The sequence below is a fragment of the Clostridium sp. AT4 genome (genome assembly GCF_001517625.2).
Taxonomy (GTDB): Bacteria; Bacillota; Clostridia; order Lachnospirales; family Lachnospiraceae; genus Enterocloster.
The window spans coordinates 1-18,888 of sequence record NZ_LN999827.1; the positions used below are offsets into that span (position 1 = coordinate 1).

An 18,888-nucleotide genomic window follows, 5' to 3' on the forward strand; every position below is an offset into this window, starting at 1 on the left:
TTAAAACCGCTTCGCTCGACTTGCATGTGTTAGGCACGCCGCCAGCGTTCATCCTGAGCCAGGATCAAACTCTCATGTTTAAAGTTGATTCTTATTCAAGATTACTTAGCTTGGCTAATGTTATCTTAAACCGTTTTACTTGGTTTTTGTTCTGAATTTTCTCAAATCCTAAGGTCTAAACCAAACCTTTTGAATTGTTAGAATTTTCAGGGTTTTACATACTGTTTAATCTTCAATTTTCAAGGAACTTCTTTGTTGTTTGACTTTTCGTCCGCAACGGTTATTTATTATAACCGATCGTTTTTCATTTGTCAACAACTTTTTTAAATTTATTTTTTCTTTTTTTCAAACGCCCCTGCGCTCTCTCAGGCGCGAGATATATAATATCAAACATATCTTCATATGTCAACAACTTTTTTAAGATTTTTTATTTTATTTTTTCTCAACCAGGCGTTTCCCTGATTTGTGTGATCAAAAGCGAATATTTAGACAATTTCAGGCTTCCGAAGAAGCCTGAAACCCATCTGCGCCAAAGGCGTTTACAGAAGATATTTCTTTATATATCTCCCTGTATAGGATACCGGGCTTTCCGATACTTCTTCCGGCGTTCCCTTTGCGATCACCGTACCGCCCTTGTCTCCGCCCTCAGGGCCGATATCAATAATATAATCTGCCGTCTTGATCACATCCAGATTGTGTTCGATTACAACTACCGTATTCCCTCCGTCAGAAAGGCGGCGCAGAATCTCGATCAGTTTATGAACGTCAGCAAAATGAAGTCCTGTGGTAGGCTCGTCCAAAATATAGATGGTCTTTCCGGTTCCTCGCTTGGAAAGCTCTGTCGCCAGCTTGATCCTCTGCGCCTCACCGCCGGAAAGTTCTGTGGAGGGCTGTCCCAGACGGATATATCCAAGCCCTACATCATAAAGGGTCTGGATCTTTCTGGTAATGGAAGGTACATTTTCAAAAAACGTCAGGGCATCCTCCACTGTCATATTTAATACATCATAGATCGTCTTTCCCTTATACTTTACCTCCAGCGTTTCTCTGTTATACCGCTTTCCTCCGCAAACCTCACATGGCACATATACATCCGGAAGAAAATGCATCTCAATCTTGATGATCCCATCGCCGGAGCAGGCCTCGCAGCGTCCGCCCTTCACATTAAAGCTGAAACGCCCTTTGCTGTATCCCCTGGCTTTTGCATCACTGGTGGATGCAAACAGATCGCGGATCAGGTCAAATACTCCCGTGTAGGTGGCAGGATTCGATCTTGGAGTACGGCCAATGGGAGACTGGTCAATGGCAATAATCTTATCCAGCTGCTCTGCCCCCTCAATACACTTATGCTTTCCCGGTATGGTTCTGGCGCGGTTCAGCTTCTTCGCCAGAGCTTTATACAGAATCTCATTCACAAGGGAGCTCTTTCCGGAGCCGGATACACCAGTAACGCAGGTCATCACTCCCAAAGGGAAGGATACATCAATATTTTTCAGATTATTTTCCGCCGCCTTTCGCACTGTGATCCAGCCTGCTGGCGTCCGGCGCTTGTCCGGTATGGGAATACGGATGCGGCCGCTTAAGTAAGCCCCGGTAATCGAATCCGGATTTGCCATGATCTCCTCTGCCGTACCTACCGCTACGATCTTCCCACCATGTTCACCGGCCCTGGGACCGATATCCACAATACAGTCCGCTGCCCGCATGGTATCCTCATCATGCTCCACCACCAGAACACTGTTGCCCAGATCCCTCAAATGCAGCAGCGTCTTTAAAAGCTTGTCATTGTCCCTCTGGTGAAGGCCGATACTTGGCTCATCCAGAATATAGGCCACGCCTACCAGTCCGGAACCAATCTGCGTTGCCAGACGGATGCGCTGGGCCTCTCCGCCCGATAAAGTGCCTGTAGCCCGCGAAAGAGACAGATAATCCAGTCCCACATCAATAAGAAAGCTGATCCTGGCCCGGATCTCCTTTAAAATAGATTCTCCAATGGTCTGCTGCATAGGAGTCAGCTTCAGCTCATCCATAAACTCCTTAAACTTCACAATGGACATATTGGTGGCTTCATAGATATTCCTGCCTCCTACCGTTACTGCCAGAGATTCCTTTTTCAGTCTCTGTCCGCGGCACACCGGACAGGGCGTAATACGCATATATGTCTCATATTCCGCCTTGGACGCCTCAGAAAAGGTTTCCTTGTAACGGCGGCTGACATTTTCAATCAGCCCCTCAAAGGCCACATCATAGACGCCTTCGCCTCTCTGGCTCTTATAGCGTACCTTTACCTCATGTCCTCCGGTACCGTACAGCAGGATATCATGGATTTCCTTCGGATATGCCTCAAAGGGCGTATCCAGATCAAAGTGGTACTCTTTCGCCAGAGCATCAAGGATCGCCCTGGTAAAGCTTCCCTTATCCGTGCAGGACTGCCAGCCTAAAACCACGATGGCCCCCTGGTTAATGGACAGGGACGGATCCGGAATCATCAGGCTTTCATCAAATTCCATCTTATACCCCAAGCCAAAGCACTCCGGACAGGCGCCAAAGGGATTGTTAAAGGAAAAGCTTCTCGGTTCTACCTCATCGATACTGATATTGCAGTCCGGACAGGAAAAGCTCTGGCTGAAATTAACTGGCTCCCCTCCGATCACATCTACCGTCATCAGGCCGCCGCTTAAGGCCATAACCGTCTCAATGGAGTCTGTCAGACGATTTTCAATCCCTTCTTTCACTACCAGACGGTCTACCACGATCTCTATATTGTGTTTGATATTCTTTTCAAGATGAATCTCCTCAGAAAGCTCATAGAGATTTCCATCAATCCGTACACGCATATAACCGCTTTTTCTGGCCTGCTCCAGAACCTTTACATGCTCTCCCTTCCGTCCCCGGACCACAGGCGCTAACAGCTGCAGCCTTGTACGCTCCGGCATAGCCATAATCTGGTCTACCATCTGATCAATGGTCTGCTTGTGAATCTCCCTTCCGCACTTCGGACAATGGGGGATTCCCACTCTGGCATAAAGAAGCCTCATATAATCATAAATCTCTGTCACCGTACCCACCGTGGAGCGCGGATTACGGTTCGTGGATTTCTGATCAATGGAAATGGCCGGAGACAGGCCTTCAATGCTTTCTACATCCGGCTTTTCCATCTGTCCTAAAAACTGACGGGCATAGGAGGACAGGGATTCCATATAGCGTCTCTGTCCCTCTGCATAAATCGTGTCAAACGCCAGTGAAGATTTTCCAGAGCCCGAAAGGCCCGTCAAAACCACCAGCTCATCTCTGGGAATATCCACGGAAACATGCTTCAGATTATGTTCGCTGGCTCCCCGGATCTTAATGTATTGCTTTGCCATGGCGTAAACTCCTAAAATCATTTGATGCAATCAGTATATCACATCAAAGCCTGTTTTTCAAACATTTGTTCGATATTACAAAAAAGGAAATTCCTATCTGCACAGACATTCCCTTCCTTTAAAAACCTCGCACATAATTCCGGCTCCCAGACGAAATCCGTCACAGAAGGTCTGGCTTTTTTCTATATAAGTCAGCTCCAGATAATGCTCTAACAGCGCATCAAAACTCTTTCGGCTTTCATCGTCCAGCTTTTTTGAAAATTCCTCGATTTCCTGAACTGACTGTCTGCACAGCCGGTCATACTCCTCATTTCCCTGAATCACGTTTTCTGCCGGAGTTAAATCTCCCGCATACAGCTGCTCCAAAATACTGCTCATCTGTCTTACCTGCCTTTCTTAATTTAGTACATATGTTCGGGTATTTCATCATAACACAGCCCCGGAGCAAATGCAATCGAACAAAACCTTACGATTGCACCCGTCCGGGGCTGTAATCTTTCTTTTATTCTTCCTCTTTCAAGGTATTTTCCCCATCTGCGCTCTGTTTTTCAAAAATCTCCATAAACTCTTCCCCGGTGATCGTCTCCTTATCCAGAAGATAAGCCGCAATCTCATGGAGCTTTGTCTCGTTTTCCTTTAAAATGTGAATTGCCTTTTCATGCTGCTCCCGGACGATCTGAACTACCTTTTCATCAATCCGTTTGGCTGTTTCCGGAGAGCACATCAGAGAGGTATCTCCTCCCAGATACTGATTATTCACCGTTTCCATGGCAACCATGTCAAATTCATCCGTCATGCCATATCGCGTTACCATGGCTCTTGCGATCTTGGTTGCCTGCTCGATATCATTGGAGGCTCCTGTGGTAATAGAATGGAAAATAACTTCCTCTGCCGCCCGTCCGCCTGTAAAGGTGGCAATCTTATTTAACGCCTCATCCCGGCTCATCAGATACCGTTCGCCCTGATCAACCTGCATGGTATATCCAAGGGCTCCTGAAGTTCTTGGAATTATGGTAATCTTCTGAACGGGAGCGCTGTGGGTCTGACAGGCCGCTACCAGAGCGTGTCCCACCTCATGGTACGCCACGATCCGGCGCTCATCCGGCGGAATCACCGCGTTTTTCTTCTGGTAGCCTGCAATGACGGTTTCCACACTTTCCTGAAGATCCTCCTGGCACACCGCCTTTCTTCCAAAGCGCACCGCCCGCAGCGCAGCCTCATTGACAATATTTGCAAGTTCTGCGCCGCTGGCTCCTGCCGTAGCCCTGGCAATGGCATTATAATCTACATCATCGGACATCTTAACCTTCTGTCCGTGTACCTTTAAAATTGCCTCTCTTCCCTTTAAATCAGGCAGCTCTACCGGTACCCGGCGGTCAAACCGTCCCGGACGCAGCAGGGCCGGATCCAGGGATTCCGGACGGTTGGTTGCCGCGAGGATTACCACGCCCTTCTTTCCGTCAAAGCCGTCCATCTCTGTCAGAAGCTGATTTAAGGTCTGCTCTCTCTCATCATTTCCGCTCATACCGCCGCCGTCGCGCTTCTTTCCGATGGTATCGATCTCATCAATAAACACAATACAGGGAGCCTTTTCATTGGCCTGCTTAAAGAGATCTCTCACCTTGGCAGCGCCCATACCCACAAACATCTCTACAAATTCTGAACCGGAAATGGAAAAAAACGGAACATGGGCTTCGCCTGCCACAGCCTTTGCAAGAAGGGTTTTTCCCGTTCCGGGAGGGCCTACCAAAAGAGCGCCCTTTGGCAGATTGGCTCCGATATCCGCATATTTTTCCGGATTGTGAAGGAAATCTACAATCTCCTTTAAAGCGTCCTTGGCCTCTTCCTCTCCAGCCACGTCACGAAACGTAACGCCGGTTTCATTTTCCCCGTAAATCTTTGCATTGGACTTGCCAAAGGTCATGGCGTTTCCGCCGCCCATGCGCTTTGCCATCATCCGCGCCATAATCTGTCCGATGACTACAAACATCAGGATTGGGAAAATCCATGTCATCAGAAAATTAACCAGGGGGGATTCCTTGTGCGGGATCTGTTTGGTATAAACCTCCACCCCTGCCGCTGAAAGCTTGGCCTCCAGTTCATCTTCCGTAACCATATTTCCTGTCTTGTAGGTTATGGCAGACCACTGGGGTCTGGCTCCCTCCTCCGGCTTTAACGAATAAACAATCTCTGTATTGTCACTGCTTACATATGCCTCTTTGATATTTCCCGCATCCAGCTGAGCCGTAAACTCACTGAACGGCACCTCCATGGAGCGTTCCATCATAGACGGGAATACAAGTGCATTTAAAACCATCACGACCAGAAGGACGATGATGTAATAATAGAGAAACGGCTTTTTATTTCCGTCATCGCTGTTTTTTATACCCATACAGTTTCTTCCTTTCCCAGACCGGCTGCGCATATTTTACCACCGCCGCTGTATATAGCTAAGATAATACCAATTTTACCTTTTATCAATAGACTTTATCAAATATTCTCATAATTTATTGGAATTTAATCAAAAAATCCCGCAGCTGGCACATACAGCGCCGAAGCCGCAGGATTCCCTGTTTTATAATACCTTGCTTAAAAAACTCTTTAAACGCTCATTTTTAGGATTTGTGAAAAATTCCTCAGGAGCTGCCTCCTCCATAATATAACCGCCGTCCATAAACAGAACGCGGGTAGCTACCTCTCTGGCAAAGCCCATCTCATGGGTAACGACCACCATCGTCATCTTCTCTTCTGCCAGATCGCGCATAACGTTTAATACTTCTCCTACCATCTCCGGATCAAGGGCTGAGGTAGGCTCATCAAAGAGCATCACATCCGGCTTCATGCAGAGAGCTCTCACAATAGCGATTCGCTGCTTCTGTCCTCCGGAAAGCTGGCTGGGATAAGCATGGGCACGGTCTGCCAGCCCCACGCGCTCTAACAGCCGCATGGCCTCTTTTTCTGCCTCCTCCTGGCTGATTCCCTGAAGCTTTACAGGGCCGATGGTAAGATTTTTCATAATGTCCATATGAGGGAACAGATTAAACTGCTGGAATACCATTCCCATCTTCTGGCGATGCTTATCAATGTTTGTCTTTGGATCTGTGATATCGGTTCCCTCAAAGAAAATATGGCCTCTGGTGGGCTCCTCCAGACGGTTTAAGCACCGAAGGAAAGTACTCTTTCCGGAGCCGGAAGGTCCGATCACGAAAACCACATCGCCTTTATTGATATCTACACTGATATCCTTTAATACATCTACGGCTCCAAAGCTTTTCCCAAGACCCTGAACATGGATCAGCGCTTCTTCTTTCTTATTACCGCTCATTCTGACGCAGCCTCCTTTCCAGAATCTGGATCAGTTTTGTAAAGATCAATACAATCGTAAGATATACCAGCGCCACTGCGATCAAGGGCATAAATGCGCTGTAGGTCCTGCTTCGTATAATATCGCCGCCCTTGGTAAGATCCTGAATGGCAATATAACCCGAAACAGAGGTTTCCTTTAAAAGAGAAATAAACTCATTACACAGGGTAGGAAGCACAACCTTAAATGCCTGAGGCATAATGATGTAGCGCATGGTCTGAAAATAGTTAAAGCCAAGGCTTCGTCCTGCTTCCATCTGTCCCGGATCGATCGACATGATACCGCTTCGGAAGATTTCAGCTACATAAGCGCCGGAATTGATTCCAAAAGCCATAATCGCCACGATCACCTTGTCGATGCGTGCGCTGCCGAATACAACAAAATAGATGATCAGCAGCTGTACTACAACCGGCGTTCCGCGGATTACGGTCAGATAAATCTGACAGATCACATTGAGGAATTTAAGTTTTCCCGTTTTATCATGGGTGGAGCGGATCATTCCCACAATAAAGCCCAGCACAATACCCATAAGGCAGGCAAAGCAGGTGATGATCAGAGTTGTCTGCAGACCATCTGTAATATAACGCCACCGATCCTCAGATATAAAATTTAAATAAAATGCATTTGTAAAATTTTCCCACATTCCACTTTTCCCTTTCTTTTATGAATGTGTAAGCCAGAACAGTTCCTTCGTTCCGGAATCTGTCTCACCTCTGCTTGCTGCTCTGTGACGGGACGCAGACAGACAGCCGCCCGCAGCAGATTTCAGACAGGCTCCGGAAAAGACCCGGCCCGCACCTGGCGGACCGGATATTGGCTGATTCTTATTCTGCTGTGATGTATTTTGCTACGATCTCATCCAGAGTCCCCTCGGACTCTAACTCAGAAAGTGCGCCGTTGATCTTGTCAAGGAGTTCTGTATTTCCCTTCTTAACAGCAATCGCATATTCCTCCTCTGTAAAGGCCTCATCTAACATTTTGATGCCCTCAGTCTCAGCTACGAACGTCTTTGCCGGCTCGCCATCGATCACAACTGCATCGATCTTGCCCTGGCTTAATGCCTGAACAGCCTCAAAACCCTTGTTGTAACGCTCTACGGTCGTTCCCTCTGCCTCCAAATCGGAAACATAGATATCGCCGGTGGTTCCCAGCTGAACGCCTACTACAACACCCTTTAAGTCATCCGGGCCTGCAATCGCGCTGTCTTCTTTTACGATGATCATCTGGGATGCCTTTGCGTAAGTATCAGAAAAATCTACAGACACTTTTCTGTCCTCAGTTACGGTCATGCCAGCCAGACCCATATCGGCCTTTCCGGAAGTAATTTCAGGAATAACGGAATCAAATGCTACATCCTCGATCTCTAATTCCATGCCCATCTTATCTGCAATGGCTTTTGCGATCTCTACGTCAATGCCAACGATCTCGCCGCCGTCATGGTACTCATAAGGCGGGAACTCTGCGTTGGTTGCCATTACCAGAACACCGCCTGCTGCTTCGGTCTCTTCCTTAGCCGCTGTGGTCTCTTCTGCCTTTGGGTCCTCTGCCTTGGTATCCTCTGCTTTTGCCTCTGTCTTAGCTGCTGTGGTCTCTGCAGCAGAACCGCCGCAGGCAGTTAACGATGCTGCCATTAAAGCTGCTGTAAATGCAAGTACATATTTTTTCATAATGCTCTCTCCTCTTTCCGTTTTGCTTAATCATGCATATGTATGCATAAATATAAATTCAGTAACGTTTTATATTATAGACACTTTTTTCATTTTCGCAAGAGGTAATTTTTGATTCACCTCATTTTGTCCGGTTTTTACTGTAAAACATTGCTTCGGGCTGCCTGAATCAGATGCTTTGCCAGTACTGCAGTGGTTACGGCTCCTACGCCTCCCGGCACTGGTGTAAGGAGAAGGTTCCGGCTCTCCATGGATGCCTGATCCACATCACCGCAGAGTTTTCCGTTTTCGTCCACATTAATGCCCACATCGATCACCACCGCGCCATCTGATACCCAGCTTTCTTCCACCATTCCCGCCTTTCCTGCCGCAGCTACTAAGATCTCAGCCTGCCGGCAGATTTCAGGAAGCTCTTTGGTGCGCGTATGGCAGATCGTCACGGTAGCGTTTTCCTTAAGGAGCAGCATGGACAGCGGTTTTCCTATTACCATGCTCCGTCCGATCACTGCCGCACGCTTTCCTTCTATAGAAATGTTATTTGCTTTCAGTATCTCGATCACCGCCTCTGCAGTACAGGGTGCAAAGCCGGAAGGATCTCCTGAAAACACCTTTGCAATGTTTACCGGTGAAATACCATCCAGATCCTTTCCAGGATCGATCATGGCTTCAATCTCCTTCTCCTTTATCTGCCCCGGAAGCGGGCGCAGAAGCAAAATGCCCGTAACATCCGGATCCTTATTGATCTTCTGAAAGGCTTCTTTAAACTCTTCGTCTGAAATATCCTTCGGAAATACAAAGGTCTGCACCCTCAGCCCAAAGGCTTCCATCTTTTTTACAGCACTTCTTTCATAGGACATATCGTCCGGTTTTTCTCCTACCCGGATAATGGCAAGCTTGGGAACCGATCCCTGAAGCTGTTTTATTTCCTCCGCAGCCCACTCTCTGATGGCAGCAGAAACAGGAGCGCCCTTTAAAAATTCCATTTTCATTTCCTCCTCATGTTTAATGGTTCTGTGTCATCAGCCCTGAAGCTGCTTTACTATTTTTTCATAGATCCGATCCGCAGCGTCTGTCCCTTCTTTTGTAAGACGCTTCGCTTCACGGTTCAGTTCTTCTGCCCTTTTGCGATCCTTCATGGATCGGGTATTGATATACACGTTCATCACAGCCCCCAAAATGGCAGTACGGACAAACTGAACGCCTACTCCCACATCACTGACCGCCATAACGCTTCCCTTCTCTGCCAGCTCCTTTAAAATCCCCAGCATTTCTGCTGCCTTTTCCATGATTTCCAGAGGAACATAGCTGGCCTGTACAAGCCGTTCCTCCATTACCTTTTCCTTATATGCCTTTTCTTCCTCCGTTGATGAGGGGAGGCGGTAACATTCTGCCAGAGGGGCAAACACCTCTGCATCCTTATCTGCCAGCATCAGAAATTCCTGCTGAAGACGTTTCAGCTCTCTTTCATAGTTCAGCATATCCTGCTCTGCCTGCGCATACCTCTTCTTTCCCAGGGTCAGGTGTACCACCATCTGTCCCAGGCTGTCTCCCAGTGCGCCTGCAAGAGCAGAGGCTCCTCCGCCGCCCGGTACGGGGGCTTTAGATGATAATAATTCCAGATAATCTTTAATCTGTGCTTCTGCTGTCATGATCATATGCATCCTTTCTACTGTACTTTAATGCCTTAATCCTGTCCCCCATCATACCACGACCTGCCTCTGTGCCACAAGGACTTTTATACTTGAGTTTCCGCATTTTGCAGTGCGCTCTGGCATCTGGTGTTCAGGACGACTTTGAAGGCCATAAGAAAACCGGAGCCCTGAACACCAGACGCCGGAGTGCGGTGTAAAGTGTGGAAACTCAAGCTTTTATAAAAGAGATTTCCTTAAAAAAGCCCTCTGCGCAGTGTATCCACAACAGCCTTGGCAGACCGCTCTGCAGCCGGCAGCGTGAATCCCCGTTCGTTGATATGCTCCAGATAATGTGCGTCTGAATTACTGATGATGCGGCAGTGCTCCAGATAAGGGTGTTCCCGTTTCAGAGAATGAAGCTTCTTCATATCCTTCAGTTCCACAGTCTGAAAGGAGCTGTCCGGAGGAATAAAGCCCAGATTGGCAATGAGGCTGTTGGAATTTTTATCAATATGGGCCGGAAACATGACACCCCCGTAGGAAGCCGCCTTTTCCCACACCCCCTCAAAAGACAAATTAACGGCATTGATAAGCAGACAGGATTCTTCCCTGTAGACAGAATCATTTTCATCATAAATCTGCTGTTTTCCAAAAATTTCCGGGCGATTTTTTACCTTAATGAGACGGCTGTACACAAAGCGGTCAAATTCCATCGCCTGATAAAGCTCCGGAAACAGACAGACTGCGTGGACTTCCTCTGAAGTTGTCAGTTCCATCCCCGGAATCCCGATGATCCCGTATTCCTTCGCCGCAGCCAGGAACGCAGGGCAGTTTTTACAGCTGTTGTGGTCTGTGAGAGCCACTGCATCCAGCCCTTTTAACGCTGCCATTCCCGCAATATTGGCCGGCGTCATATCATCATCCCCACAGGGCGATAAGCAGGAATGGATATGAAGATCATATGCCAGCTCTGTCATTTTAACAGCTCCTTTACAGCCAGGGCCGTCTCAAATACCGGTTCCTCTGTCCGCAGCACCGTGATCCCCTGAAGAGCAGCCTTCTTCACAGCAGCCTCATCCAGCATGGCGCCCTCTGCCAGAATCACACAGGCCGCATCCGCAAGAGCTGCCACTGCCAGCGTATTTAAGTTTCCCATTACCGTAACCCAGGCACAGCCTGCCGGAGCCCGTCCCATGGCAATGCTTAAAAGATCGCAGCAAAAGGGCTTTGTGATGCTCCGGTCTGTATCGTCCCCTATATTAATCTCCTGAAAAACATTTTTATCAATCAGTTCCTGTACGGTCATTCTTCCTCCCCCTCTTCCCGGCTGTCCAGAGAAGACATCTCATCCGAAATCCGCCGTATGCACTCTTTTAATGTATTTAAGGTATCCTGGCTGCTTTTATCCTTGCTGTGAAGATCGTCTGCCAGTATGGCTACCTCCTCAGAAAGCCTGTGGAGATTTTCTCTCAGATAATACACGCAGTCGGTCTCACTGGCCTCTCCCCGGACAATGTCCTCCGCCAGGGCTTTACAGGTAGGAGCTCCGCAGGAACCGCAGTCCAGTCCCGGAAATTTCTTCACAAGCCGCTCCGCCTGATTTAAACGCAGAAAGCTTTCCATCATATTATTTCCCAGATTAAATACGGGTTCAAACTGGATCTGCGTTGTCCATTTTACCGCATCCAGCTCACCATCCTCCATATGGTTTCTGGCAACAGGCATATATTTGCGCAGGCGCTTTAGCTTCACCTCTGCCACATAGGGATTTTCCACCGTAAGCACACCGCCCACACAGCCTCCGTTGCAGGCGTTCAGCTCCACAAATTTCAGATTGGTAAACTTCTGATCTTCCATATCCTCTAACACACGGATCACATTTTCAATACCGTCCGCTGCCAGATAATTTTCCGTAAACAGCCCGCTGGCTTCCCCGCCGCTGTGCCCCCAGCTGATGCCGATTTTTCCGGAAGTTCCAATAGCTGGATAATCCTCTCCCGCTACCGACTTCATGGCTGCTAACAGTCTGGGATACACATCCTTGATAGCAAGCACCTTGTCCACCTGGCTCTTTTCCGTACCAAGAGGCGCTCTCACATAGGTTACCTTGGAGGGGCAGGGAGAAATAAACATAATTCCTATCTTCTCTCTGGGAAGCCCCGTTTTCTCCATGGCCCTTCTGGCCGCCAGAATAGCCGCTACCTCTACCGGGGGATTTAAAGGAAGCAGGTGAGGAATCAGGGATGGAAAACGCACCCGGATCAGCCGCACCACAGAAGGACAGGCGGTACTGATCAAAGGAAGCTGTTCCTCATGATCGGATATGTACTGTCTGGTGGCTTCACTGACCAGCTCTGCCGCCGCGCTGACCTCGAATACATCATCAAAGCCCATACGAAGAAGGGCCTTTAACACAATATTAGAGTCATCCAGATTGTTGAACTGGCTGTACAGAGACGGCGCCGGAAGCGCCACCGTATATTCGTACTGATTCATCGTATCCAGCTTATCGTAGGTTGCGTGTTTTGCATGATGAGGGCAGACGCGGATGCACTCTCCGCAGTCTATGCAGAACTTTTTATTGATGCTTGCCTTTCCCCCTCGGACGCGGATGGCCTCTGTAGGACAGCGCTTAATGCAGTTAATGCAGCCTTTGCACAGAGAAGGGTCAAGCCGCACGGAATGATAGAATTTATCCATTCCTCCACCCCCTCAGATATATACTGTCATGGTGATCTTTGTTCCCTCTCCGATCCGGGTATCGATCTCCATCTGGTCTGAATATTTTTTCATATTGGGAAGCCCCATCCCCGCTCCAAAGCCCAGAGAACGGATCTCATCCGGAGCCGTGGAATATCCGGCCTGCATCGCCAGCTCCACATCCTTAATCCCCGGCCCTTTGTCATCCAGGATCATATCGATCTTTTCCGGAGTAATCTCTACTGTAATCTCCCCTCCGTCTGCATGGATTACCATATTGATCTCCCCCTCATACATGGCGATGGCCACCTTCCGGATGGCCTCCGGATTCACCCCCATCTGCTTGAGCTTGCGCTTTACATCGCTGCTGGCTTCCCCTGCCCGTGTAAAATCCTCTCCGGATATGGGATATTTTAAAATAATTGCTTCTTCCATAGAAAATCTTTCCTTCCTGAATTTCCATATATCGTCGTATCAGCGCAGCACTCTCTAGATTGCCCCGCTGTTAAGCCCTGCCTGATAAAGCATTCCGCAGGAAGAAAACATCCTGTGTCCGGTGGCAAGAACCACAAGATCCCTCTCCCTTGCCATCTCAAGCATACTTTCATCCGGCTTTTTTCCTCTCACAAATATAATGCACACAATATCAAGCATCTCTGCTGTACGGATCACCTGGGGATTGCACAATCCTGTCAGCAGTACGGAATGATCCTTTGAAAATGCCAGCACATCGCTCATCATATCAGAGCCGCAGGCAGACCTTACCTCCCTGTCCAGATGCTCCTCTCCGGCCAGCACCCTGGCGCCTAATACCTCTCTTACATCTCTCACTGTCATACGCGTTCTCTCCTACCTGTTTGGTTCTGTGTTTCCGGCTACTGTCAGCATATCATTTATCCCCAATTCTTTCAATAAATATGTCTCTGTTTTTGCACATTTTATCCGCAATTCCACACAAAGTTTTTGACACATTTTCCCAGAAATGTAGATTTTTTTGACTATATGTGTTAGAATATTAACACATTGCATAATGTACAACGACGAGGAGGTAAAAACGATGGCGTGCAAAAAACAGACGGTTCCCTTTCGGGGAACACCTGAGCAGGAGGCCGCGCTGAAAGCGGTAATTGCTGATCTTAAAAGCCAGCCGGGCGCTCTGATGCCGGTGATGCAGAAGGCTCAGGAAATTTATGGATATCTTCCCATTGAAGTGCAGACCATCATCTCAGACGAGATGGAGGTTCCGTTAGAAAAGGTTTACGGCGTAGCGACCTTTTATGCACAGTTTGCCTTACAGCCCAAGGGACAGTATAAAATTTCTGTCTGTCTGGGAACAGCCTGCTATGTGAAGGGTTCCGGGGAAATCTTTCACAAGCTGGAGGAAATTTTAGGGATTACCAACGGTGAGTGTACACCGGACGGCAAATTCTCACTGGATTCCTGCCGCTGTGTAGGCGCCTGCGGACTGGCTCCTGTTATGATGATCAACGGAGAAGTTTACGGCCGTCTTACCCCCGACGACATTCCGGGCATTTTAGCCAAGTATAACTAGCCTATGATGCCGGAAATTTCCTTAAATATACTGGATGTAGCAGAAAATTCCACACGGGCAGGCGCCTCTCTTGTGACTATAAACGTCACAGCAGATACAGACGCCGACCGTCTGACCATACAGATCGGGGATAATGGCTGCGGCATGAGCGAAGAACAGCTTTCCCATGTAACAGACCCCTTTTACACCACCCGCACAACGCGGAAGGTAGGACTGGGCGTTCCTTTTTTTAAAATGGCTGCCGAAAGCGCCGGAGGGAGCTTTTCCATCCATTCCCAGATTGGAGAAGGCACAGAGGTGACTGCCGAATTTGGCTTATCCCACATTGACCGTATGCCTCTGGGGGATATAAACAGCACCATCCACAACCTGATCGTGTATCATCCGGACACGGATTTTTGCTATACATATACATACAACGGAGCTTCCTTTACCCTTGATACCAGGCAGATGAAGGAGATCCTTGGCGGTATTCCATTAAATACGCCGGAAGTATCCGCCTATATTTTGGAATTTCTGAATGAAAATCAGAAGGAAACCGACGGCGGCGCATCGCTGTGACCGCTGCCCCTTAGACAGAAGGAGGTTTATAACCCATGAAAACTCTTGCTGAATTACAGGCCATCCGCGAACGGATGCAGAGCCAGGTAAACCTGCGCGCGGAAGACCATAACCATACCCGCGTAGTAGTAGGCATGGCCACCTGCGGAATCGCCGCAGGTGCCAGACCTGTTCTCAATACCTTTGCCCAGGAGATCCAGTCCAGAGGCCTTACAGACCGCATCAGCGTAACTCAGACCGGCTGCATCGGGCTGTGCCAGTATGAACCCATTGTTGAGATCATGGAACCCGGCAAGGACAAAATTACATATGTAAAAATGAACCCTGACAAGGCCTTAGAGGTGATCGAGCGCCATCTGGTCGGCGGACACCCGGTTGAGAAATATACCATGGGCGCTGCAGGATTAAAATAAAGGAGGGACTATCTATGTATCGTTCACATGTGCTTGTCTGCGGCGGTACCGGATGTACCTCTTCCGGAAGCCCCCAGATCATGGATATATTAAAAAATGAATTAAAACGCCAGGGACTGGAGGAGGAAGTAGCGGTTGTAGAAACCGGCTGCCACGGCCTCTGTGCCCTGGGCCCGATTATGATCGTTTACCCGGATGCTACCTTTTATTCAATGGTACAGCCCGGAGACATCCCTGAGATCGTATCCGAACATCTCTTAAAGGGTCGTGTAGTAACCCGTCTTCTCTATCAGGAGACCGTAAGCCCCACTGGAGGCATCAAGGCCTTAAGCGACACAGACTTTTATAAGAAGCAGCACCGTATCGCCCTTCGCAACTGCGGTGTTATTGACCCTGAAAATATCGAAGAATACATCGGAACCGGCGGCTATCAGGCTCTGGGAAAGGTTCTTACGGAAATGACCCCGGAGGATGTGATCCAGACCCTTTTAGACGCAGGCCTGAGAGGCCGCGGAGGCGCAGGCTTCCCCACCGGCTTAAAATGGAAGCTCTGCCGTCAGAACGACGCAGACCAGAAGTATGTCTGCTGTAATGCAGACGAGGGCGATCCCGGCGCATTTATGGACCGTTCCGTGCTGGAGGGCGATCCCCATGCAGTGCTGGAGGCCATGGCCATCGCCGGCTATGCCATCGGTGCAAACCAGGGCTATATCTACGTCCGTGCCGAATACCCCATCGCAGTAGAACGCCTGCAGATTGCCATCAAGCAGGCCCGCGACATGGAACTTTTAGGCAAAAACATTTTCGGAACCGGCTTTGATTTTGATATTGACCTCCGTCTGGGCGCAGGCGCTTTCGTCTGCGGCGAGGAAACGGCTCTTATGACCTCCATTGAGGGAAAACGCGGTGAGCCAAGGCCCCGTCCTCCATTCCCGGCGCAGAAGGGCTTATTCGGAAAGCCAAGCATCTTAAATAACGTAGAAACCTACGCCAATATCCCTCAGATCATCTTAAACGGTCCAGAATGGTTTGCTTCCATGGGTACGGAAAAGTCCAAGGGCACCAAGGTATTTGCCCTGGGAGGCAAGATCAACAACACCGGTCTGGTAGAGGTTCCCATGGGAACCACCCTAAGGACCGTAATCGAGGAAATCGGCGGCGGCATCCCCGGCGGAAAGAAGTTCAAGGCCGCACAGACCGGAGGACCTTCCGGCGGCTGTATCCCGGCTGAACACTTTGATATCCCCATTGACTATAACAACCTGATTGCCATAGGTTCCATGATGGGCTCCGGCGGTCTGATCGTTATGGATGAGGATGACTGTATGGTAGACATTGCCAAATTCTTCCTTGAATTTACTGTGGAGGAATCCTGCGGCAAGTGTACTGCCTGCCGTATCGGCACCAAACGTATGCTTGAAATCCTCACAAAGATCACCAAGGGACAGGCCGATATGGCTGACCTGGATAAGCTGGAAGAACTCTGCTACTATGTAAAGAACAATTCCCTCTGCGGCCTGGGACAGACAGCCCCCAATCCGGTGCTGTCCACCCTGCGCTATTTCCGCGACGAGTACGAGGCCCATATCAAGGAGAAGCGCTGTCCTGCCGGCGTCTGCAAGGCGCTCTTATCCTACAACATTGACCGTGACAAGTGCCGCGGCTGTACTCTGTGCGCCCGCACCTGTCCTGCCGGAGCAATCATCGGCTCTGTAAAGAATCCGCACATTATTGATCAGAACAAGTGCATCAAGTGCGGTGCCTGCATGGAGAAATGTAAGTTCGGCGCAATCTACAAAAAATAAAAGGGAGGGAATAGACGATGGAAACGATCAAACTGAAAATCAACGGCATTGAAATCACTGCTCCCAAGGGCTCAACCATCCTGGAGGCAGCAAGACTGGCGCATATCGAGATCCCTACCTTATGCTTCTTAAAAGAGATCAACGAAATCGGCGCCTGCCGCGTATGTATTGTCGAATTAAAAAATGGAAAGCTGGTTACTTCCTGCGTATATCCTGCGGAAGACGGAATGGAAGTATTTACCAATACTCCAAAGGTCATGGATTCCAGAAAAAAGACCATCCAGCTTTTATTATCCAACCATAACCGCTCCTGCCTGTCCTGCGTACGCAGCGGACACTGCGAGCTTCAGGAGCTGGCACGAGAGCTTGGCGTAGAGGATGAGGGCTATTATGACGGCGAGACCACACCCTCTGAGATCGATACCTCTGCCGCCCATATGATCCGTGACAACAGCAAATGTATTCTCTGCCGCCGCTGCGTGGCAGTCTGCAGCGAGGTACAGGGGATTGGCGTCATCGGCGCCAACAACCGGGGCTTTGCAACTGAAATCGGCTCTGCCTTCGGTATGGGCCTTGGCGAGACCTCCTGTGTATCCTGCGGCCAGTGTATTGCCGTCTGTCCTACGGGAGCCCTTCAGGAAAAGGACTGCACGTCCGAGGTATTTGCAGCCATTGCAGATCCTTCCAAGCATGTGATCGTACAGACTGCTCCTGCTGTCCGTGCCGCTTTAGGCGAAGAATTCGGCCTTCCCATCGGCACCAATGTGGAAGGAAAGATGGCTGCCGCCCTGCGCCGTCTGGGATTTGATCGCGTATTTGATACAGACTTTTCCGCTGACTTGACCATCATGGAGGAGGCACATGAATTTTTAGACCGCGTGAAAAACGGCGGTGTCCTGCCTATGATCACCTCCTGTTCTCCCGGCTGGGTTAAATACTGTGAGCACTATTTCCCGGATATGACGGAAAATCTTTCCACCTGCAAATCCCCTCAGCAGATGTTCGGAGCCATTGCCAAATCCTACTATGCTGAGAAGATGGGCATTGATCCAAAGGATATCGTATCTGTCAGCGTTATGCCCTGTACGGCAAAGAAGTTCGAGATCGGAAGAGAGGACGAGGCGGCAAACGGCGTTCCGGATGTGGATATCTCCATCACCACCAGAGAGCTGGCCCGGATGATCCGCAAGGCAAGGATCCGCTTCCTGGATCTGCCGGATGAGAGCTTTGACGAGCCTTTAGGCCTTGGCTCCGGTGCAGGCGTGATCTTCGGCGCTACGGGAGGCGTTATGGAGGCTGCATTAAGAACTGCAGTTGAGACACTTACCGGCGAAGAGCTTCCAAAGCTTGAATTTCACGAGGTCCGCGGCACTGCAGGCATCAAGGAAGCCACCTATCATGTGGCAGATATGGATGTAAAGGTAGCGGTCGCCTCCGGCCTTGGAAATGCCAGAGAGCTGCTTAAAAAGGTAAAGTCAGGAGAGGCAGATTACCACTTCATCGAGATCATGGGCTGTCCCGGCGGCTGTGTCAACGGCGGCGGCCAGCCTCAGCAGCCGGGTTATATCCGCAACACGGTGGATATCTGCGGCTTAAGAGCTAAGGTTCTCTATGACAGCGATGAGGCAAATACCATCCGCAAATCCCATGAAAATACGGCGATTAAGGAGTTATATGCCACCTATCTGGGCGAGCCCGGAAGCGAAAAGGCGCACCATCTGCTCCATACCAGCTATGTAAAGAGAAGTATTAATCAGCACTGATCGGAACTAAAAACAGAGATGCCGGCGTCACTCCGGCATCCCCTTAAATAAAAAGCTTCCCCGCAGG

General features: G+C 49.3%; 18 protein-coding genes and 1 rRNA gene. 5 read left to right on the forward strand and 14 right to left on the reverse strand.

Annotated elements, in window-relative coordinates; genetic code table 11:
- From BN3656_RS03175 to BN3656_RS03240, 14 genes are all read right to left on the reverse strand, one after another.
- Positions 1-80: ribosomal RNA gene (locus BN3656_RS03175) — 16S ribosomal RNA — on the reverse strand; the annotation flags it as partial.
- Positions 81-539: 459 nt separating this feature from the next.
- Positions 540-3,365, reverse strand: coding sequence for an excinuclease ABC subunit UvrA (gene uvrA / locus BN3656_RS03180; RefSeq protein ID WP_066544053.1), 2,826 nt, complete (start codon positions 3,363-3,365; stop codon positions 540-542).
- A gap of 93 nt (positions 3,366-3,458) precedes the next feature.
- The gene (locus BN3656_RS03185; protein WP_066544066.1) at positions 3,459-3,743 is read right to left on the reverse strand and encodes a DUF6809 family protein; all 285 of its coding nucleotides are present in this window, start codon (positions 3,741-3,743) and stop codon (positions 3,459-3,461) included.
- 124 nt (positions 3,744-3,867) lie between these two features.
- Positions 3,868-5,757: an ATP-dependent zinc metalloprotease FtsH gene (gene ftsH / locus BN3656_RS03190; RefSeq protein WP_081422828.1), complete on the reverse strand. Its 1,890-nt coding sequence runs from the start codon at positions 5,755-5,757 to the stop codon at positions 3,868-3,870.
- A gap of 183 nt (positions 5,758-5,940) precedes the next feature.
- Positions 5,941-6,690 carry an amino acid ABC transporter ATP-binding protein gene (locus tag BN3656_RS03195; RefSeq protein WP_066544067.1) on the reverse strand — a complete coding sequence of 250 codons (750 nt, stop codon included), beginning with the start codon at positions 6,688-6,690 and terminating at the stop codon, positions 5,941-5,943.
- Positions 6,680-7,372 carry an amino acid ABC transporter permease gene (locus tag BN3656_RS03200; RefSeq protein ID WP_066544068.1) on the reverse strand — a complete coding sequence of 231 codons (693 nt, stop codon included), beginning with the start codon at positions 7,370-7,372 and terminating at the stop codon, positions 6,680-6,682. The genes BN3656_RS03195 and BN3656_RS03200 overlap by 11 nt, the downstream gene beginning before the upstream one ends.
- A gap of 181 nt (positions 7,373-7,553) precedes the next feature.
- A complete protein-coding gene (locus tag BN3656_RS03205) occupies positions 7,554-8,396 on the reverse strand; it encodes a basic amino acid ABC transporter substrate-binding protein (protein ID WP_066544077.1) in 843 nt (280 codons plus the stop codon).
- Positions 8,397-8,533: 137 nt separating this feature from the next.
- Positions 8,534-9,379 carry a bifunctional 5,10-methylenetetrahydrofolate dehydrogenase/5,10-methenyltetrahydrofolate cyclohydrolase gene (locus BN3656_RS03210; RefSeq protein ID WP_179297072.1) on the reverse strand — a complete coding sequence of 282 codons (846 nt, stop codon included), beginning with the start codon at positions 9,377-9,379 and terminating at the stop codon, positions 8,534-8,536.
- A 36-nt stretch (positions 9,380-9,415) separates the two neighbouring features.
- The gene (locus BN3656_RS03215; protein WP_066544082.1) at positions 9,416-10,045 is read right to left on the reverse strand and encodes a cyclodeaminase/cyclohydrolase family protein; all 630 of its coding nucleotides are present in this window, start codon (positions 10,043-10,045) and stop codon (positions 9,416-9,418) included.
- A 236-nt stretch (positions 10,046-10,281) separates the two neighbouring features.
- The gene (locus BN3656_RS03220; protein WP_066544085.1) at positions 10,282-11,004 is read right to left on the reverse strand and encodes a PHP domain-containing protein; all 723 of its coding nucleotides are present in this window, start codon (positions 11,002-11,004) and stop codon (positions 10,282-10,284) included.
- Positions 11,001-11,333, reverse strand: coding sequence for a hypothetical protein (locus BN3656_RS16595; RefSeq protein ID WP_066544087.1), 333 nt, complete (start codon positions 11,331-11,333; stop codon positions 11,001-11,003). The genes BN3656_RS03220 and BN3656_RS16595 overlap by 4 nt, the downstream gene beginning before the upstream one ends.
- Positions 11,330-12,727 carry a [Fe-Fe] hydrogenase large subunit C-terminal domain-containing protein gene (locus tag BN3656_RS03230; protein ID WP_066544089.1) on the reverse strand — a complete coding sequence of 466 codons (1,398 nt, stop codon included), beginning with the start codon at positions 12,725-12,727 and terminating at the stop codon, positions 11,330-11,332. The genes BN3656_RS16595 and BN3656_RS03230 overlap by 4 nt, the downstream gene beginning before the upstream one ends.
- 12 nt (positions 12,728-12,739) lie before the next feature.
- On the reverse strand, positions 12,740-13,162 hold the full coding sequence (locus tag BN3656_RS03235) for an ATP-binding protein (protein WP_066544092.1): 423 nt from the start codon (positions 13,160-13,162) through the stop codon (positions 12,740-12,742).
- Between the two features lie 54 nt (positions 13,163-13,216).
- Positions 13,217-13,564: a DRTGG domain-containing protein gene (locus tag BN3656_RS03240; protein ID WP_066544094.1), complete on the reverse strand. Its 348-nt coding sequence runs from the start codon at positions 13,562-13,564 to the stop codon at positions 13,217-13,219.
- A gap of 220 nt (positions 13,565-13,784) precedes the next feature.
- Here BN3656_RS03240 and BN3656_RS03245 point away from each other — a divergent pair, with 220 nt between their 5' ends.
- The 5 genes from BN3656_RS03245 to BN3656_RS03265 are packed head-to-tail and all read left to right on the forward strand — an operon-like array spanning position 13,785 to position 18,821.
- Entirely contained in the window at positions 13,785-14,279 is a 495-nt protein-coding gene (locus tag BN3656_RS03245) for an NAD(P)H-dependent oxidoreductase subunit E (protein WP_066544096.1), read from the forward strand.
- 3 nt (positions 14,280-14,282) lie between these two features.
- Complete coding sequence (locus BN3656_RS03250) at positions 14,283-14,840, forward strand: sensor histidine kinase (RefSeq protein WP_066544098.1); 558 nt, start codon at positions 14,283-14,285, stop codon at positions 14,838-14,840.
- A gap of 35 nt (positions 14,841-14,875) precedes the next feature.
- Positions 14,876-15,253, forward strand: a complete 378-nt coding sequence (locus BN3656_RS03255; protein WP_066544103.1) for a (2Fe-2S) ferredoxin domain-containing protein — start codon at positions 14,876-14,878, stop codon at positions 15,251-15,253.
- Positions 15,254-15,267: 14 nt separating this feature from the next.
- Positions 15,268-17,058 carry an NADH-quinone oxidoreductase subunit NuoF gene (nuoF, locus tag BN3656_RS03260; protein WP_066544112.1) on the forward strand — a complete coding sequence of 597 codons (1,791 nt, stop codon included), beginning with the start codon at positions 15,268-15,270 and terminating at the stop codon, positions 17,056-17,058.
- Positions 17,059-17,075: 17 nt separating this feature from the next.
- Positions 17,076-18,821 carry an NADH-dependent [FeFe] hydrogenase, group A6 gene (locus tag BN3656_RS03265; protein WP_066544115.1) on the forward strand — a complete coding sequence of 582 codons (1,746 nt, stop codon included), beginning with the start codon at positions 17,076-17,078 and terminating at the stop codon, positions 18,819-18,821.
- Positions 18,822-18,888 lie beyond the last annotated feature (67 nt).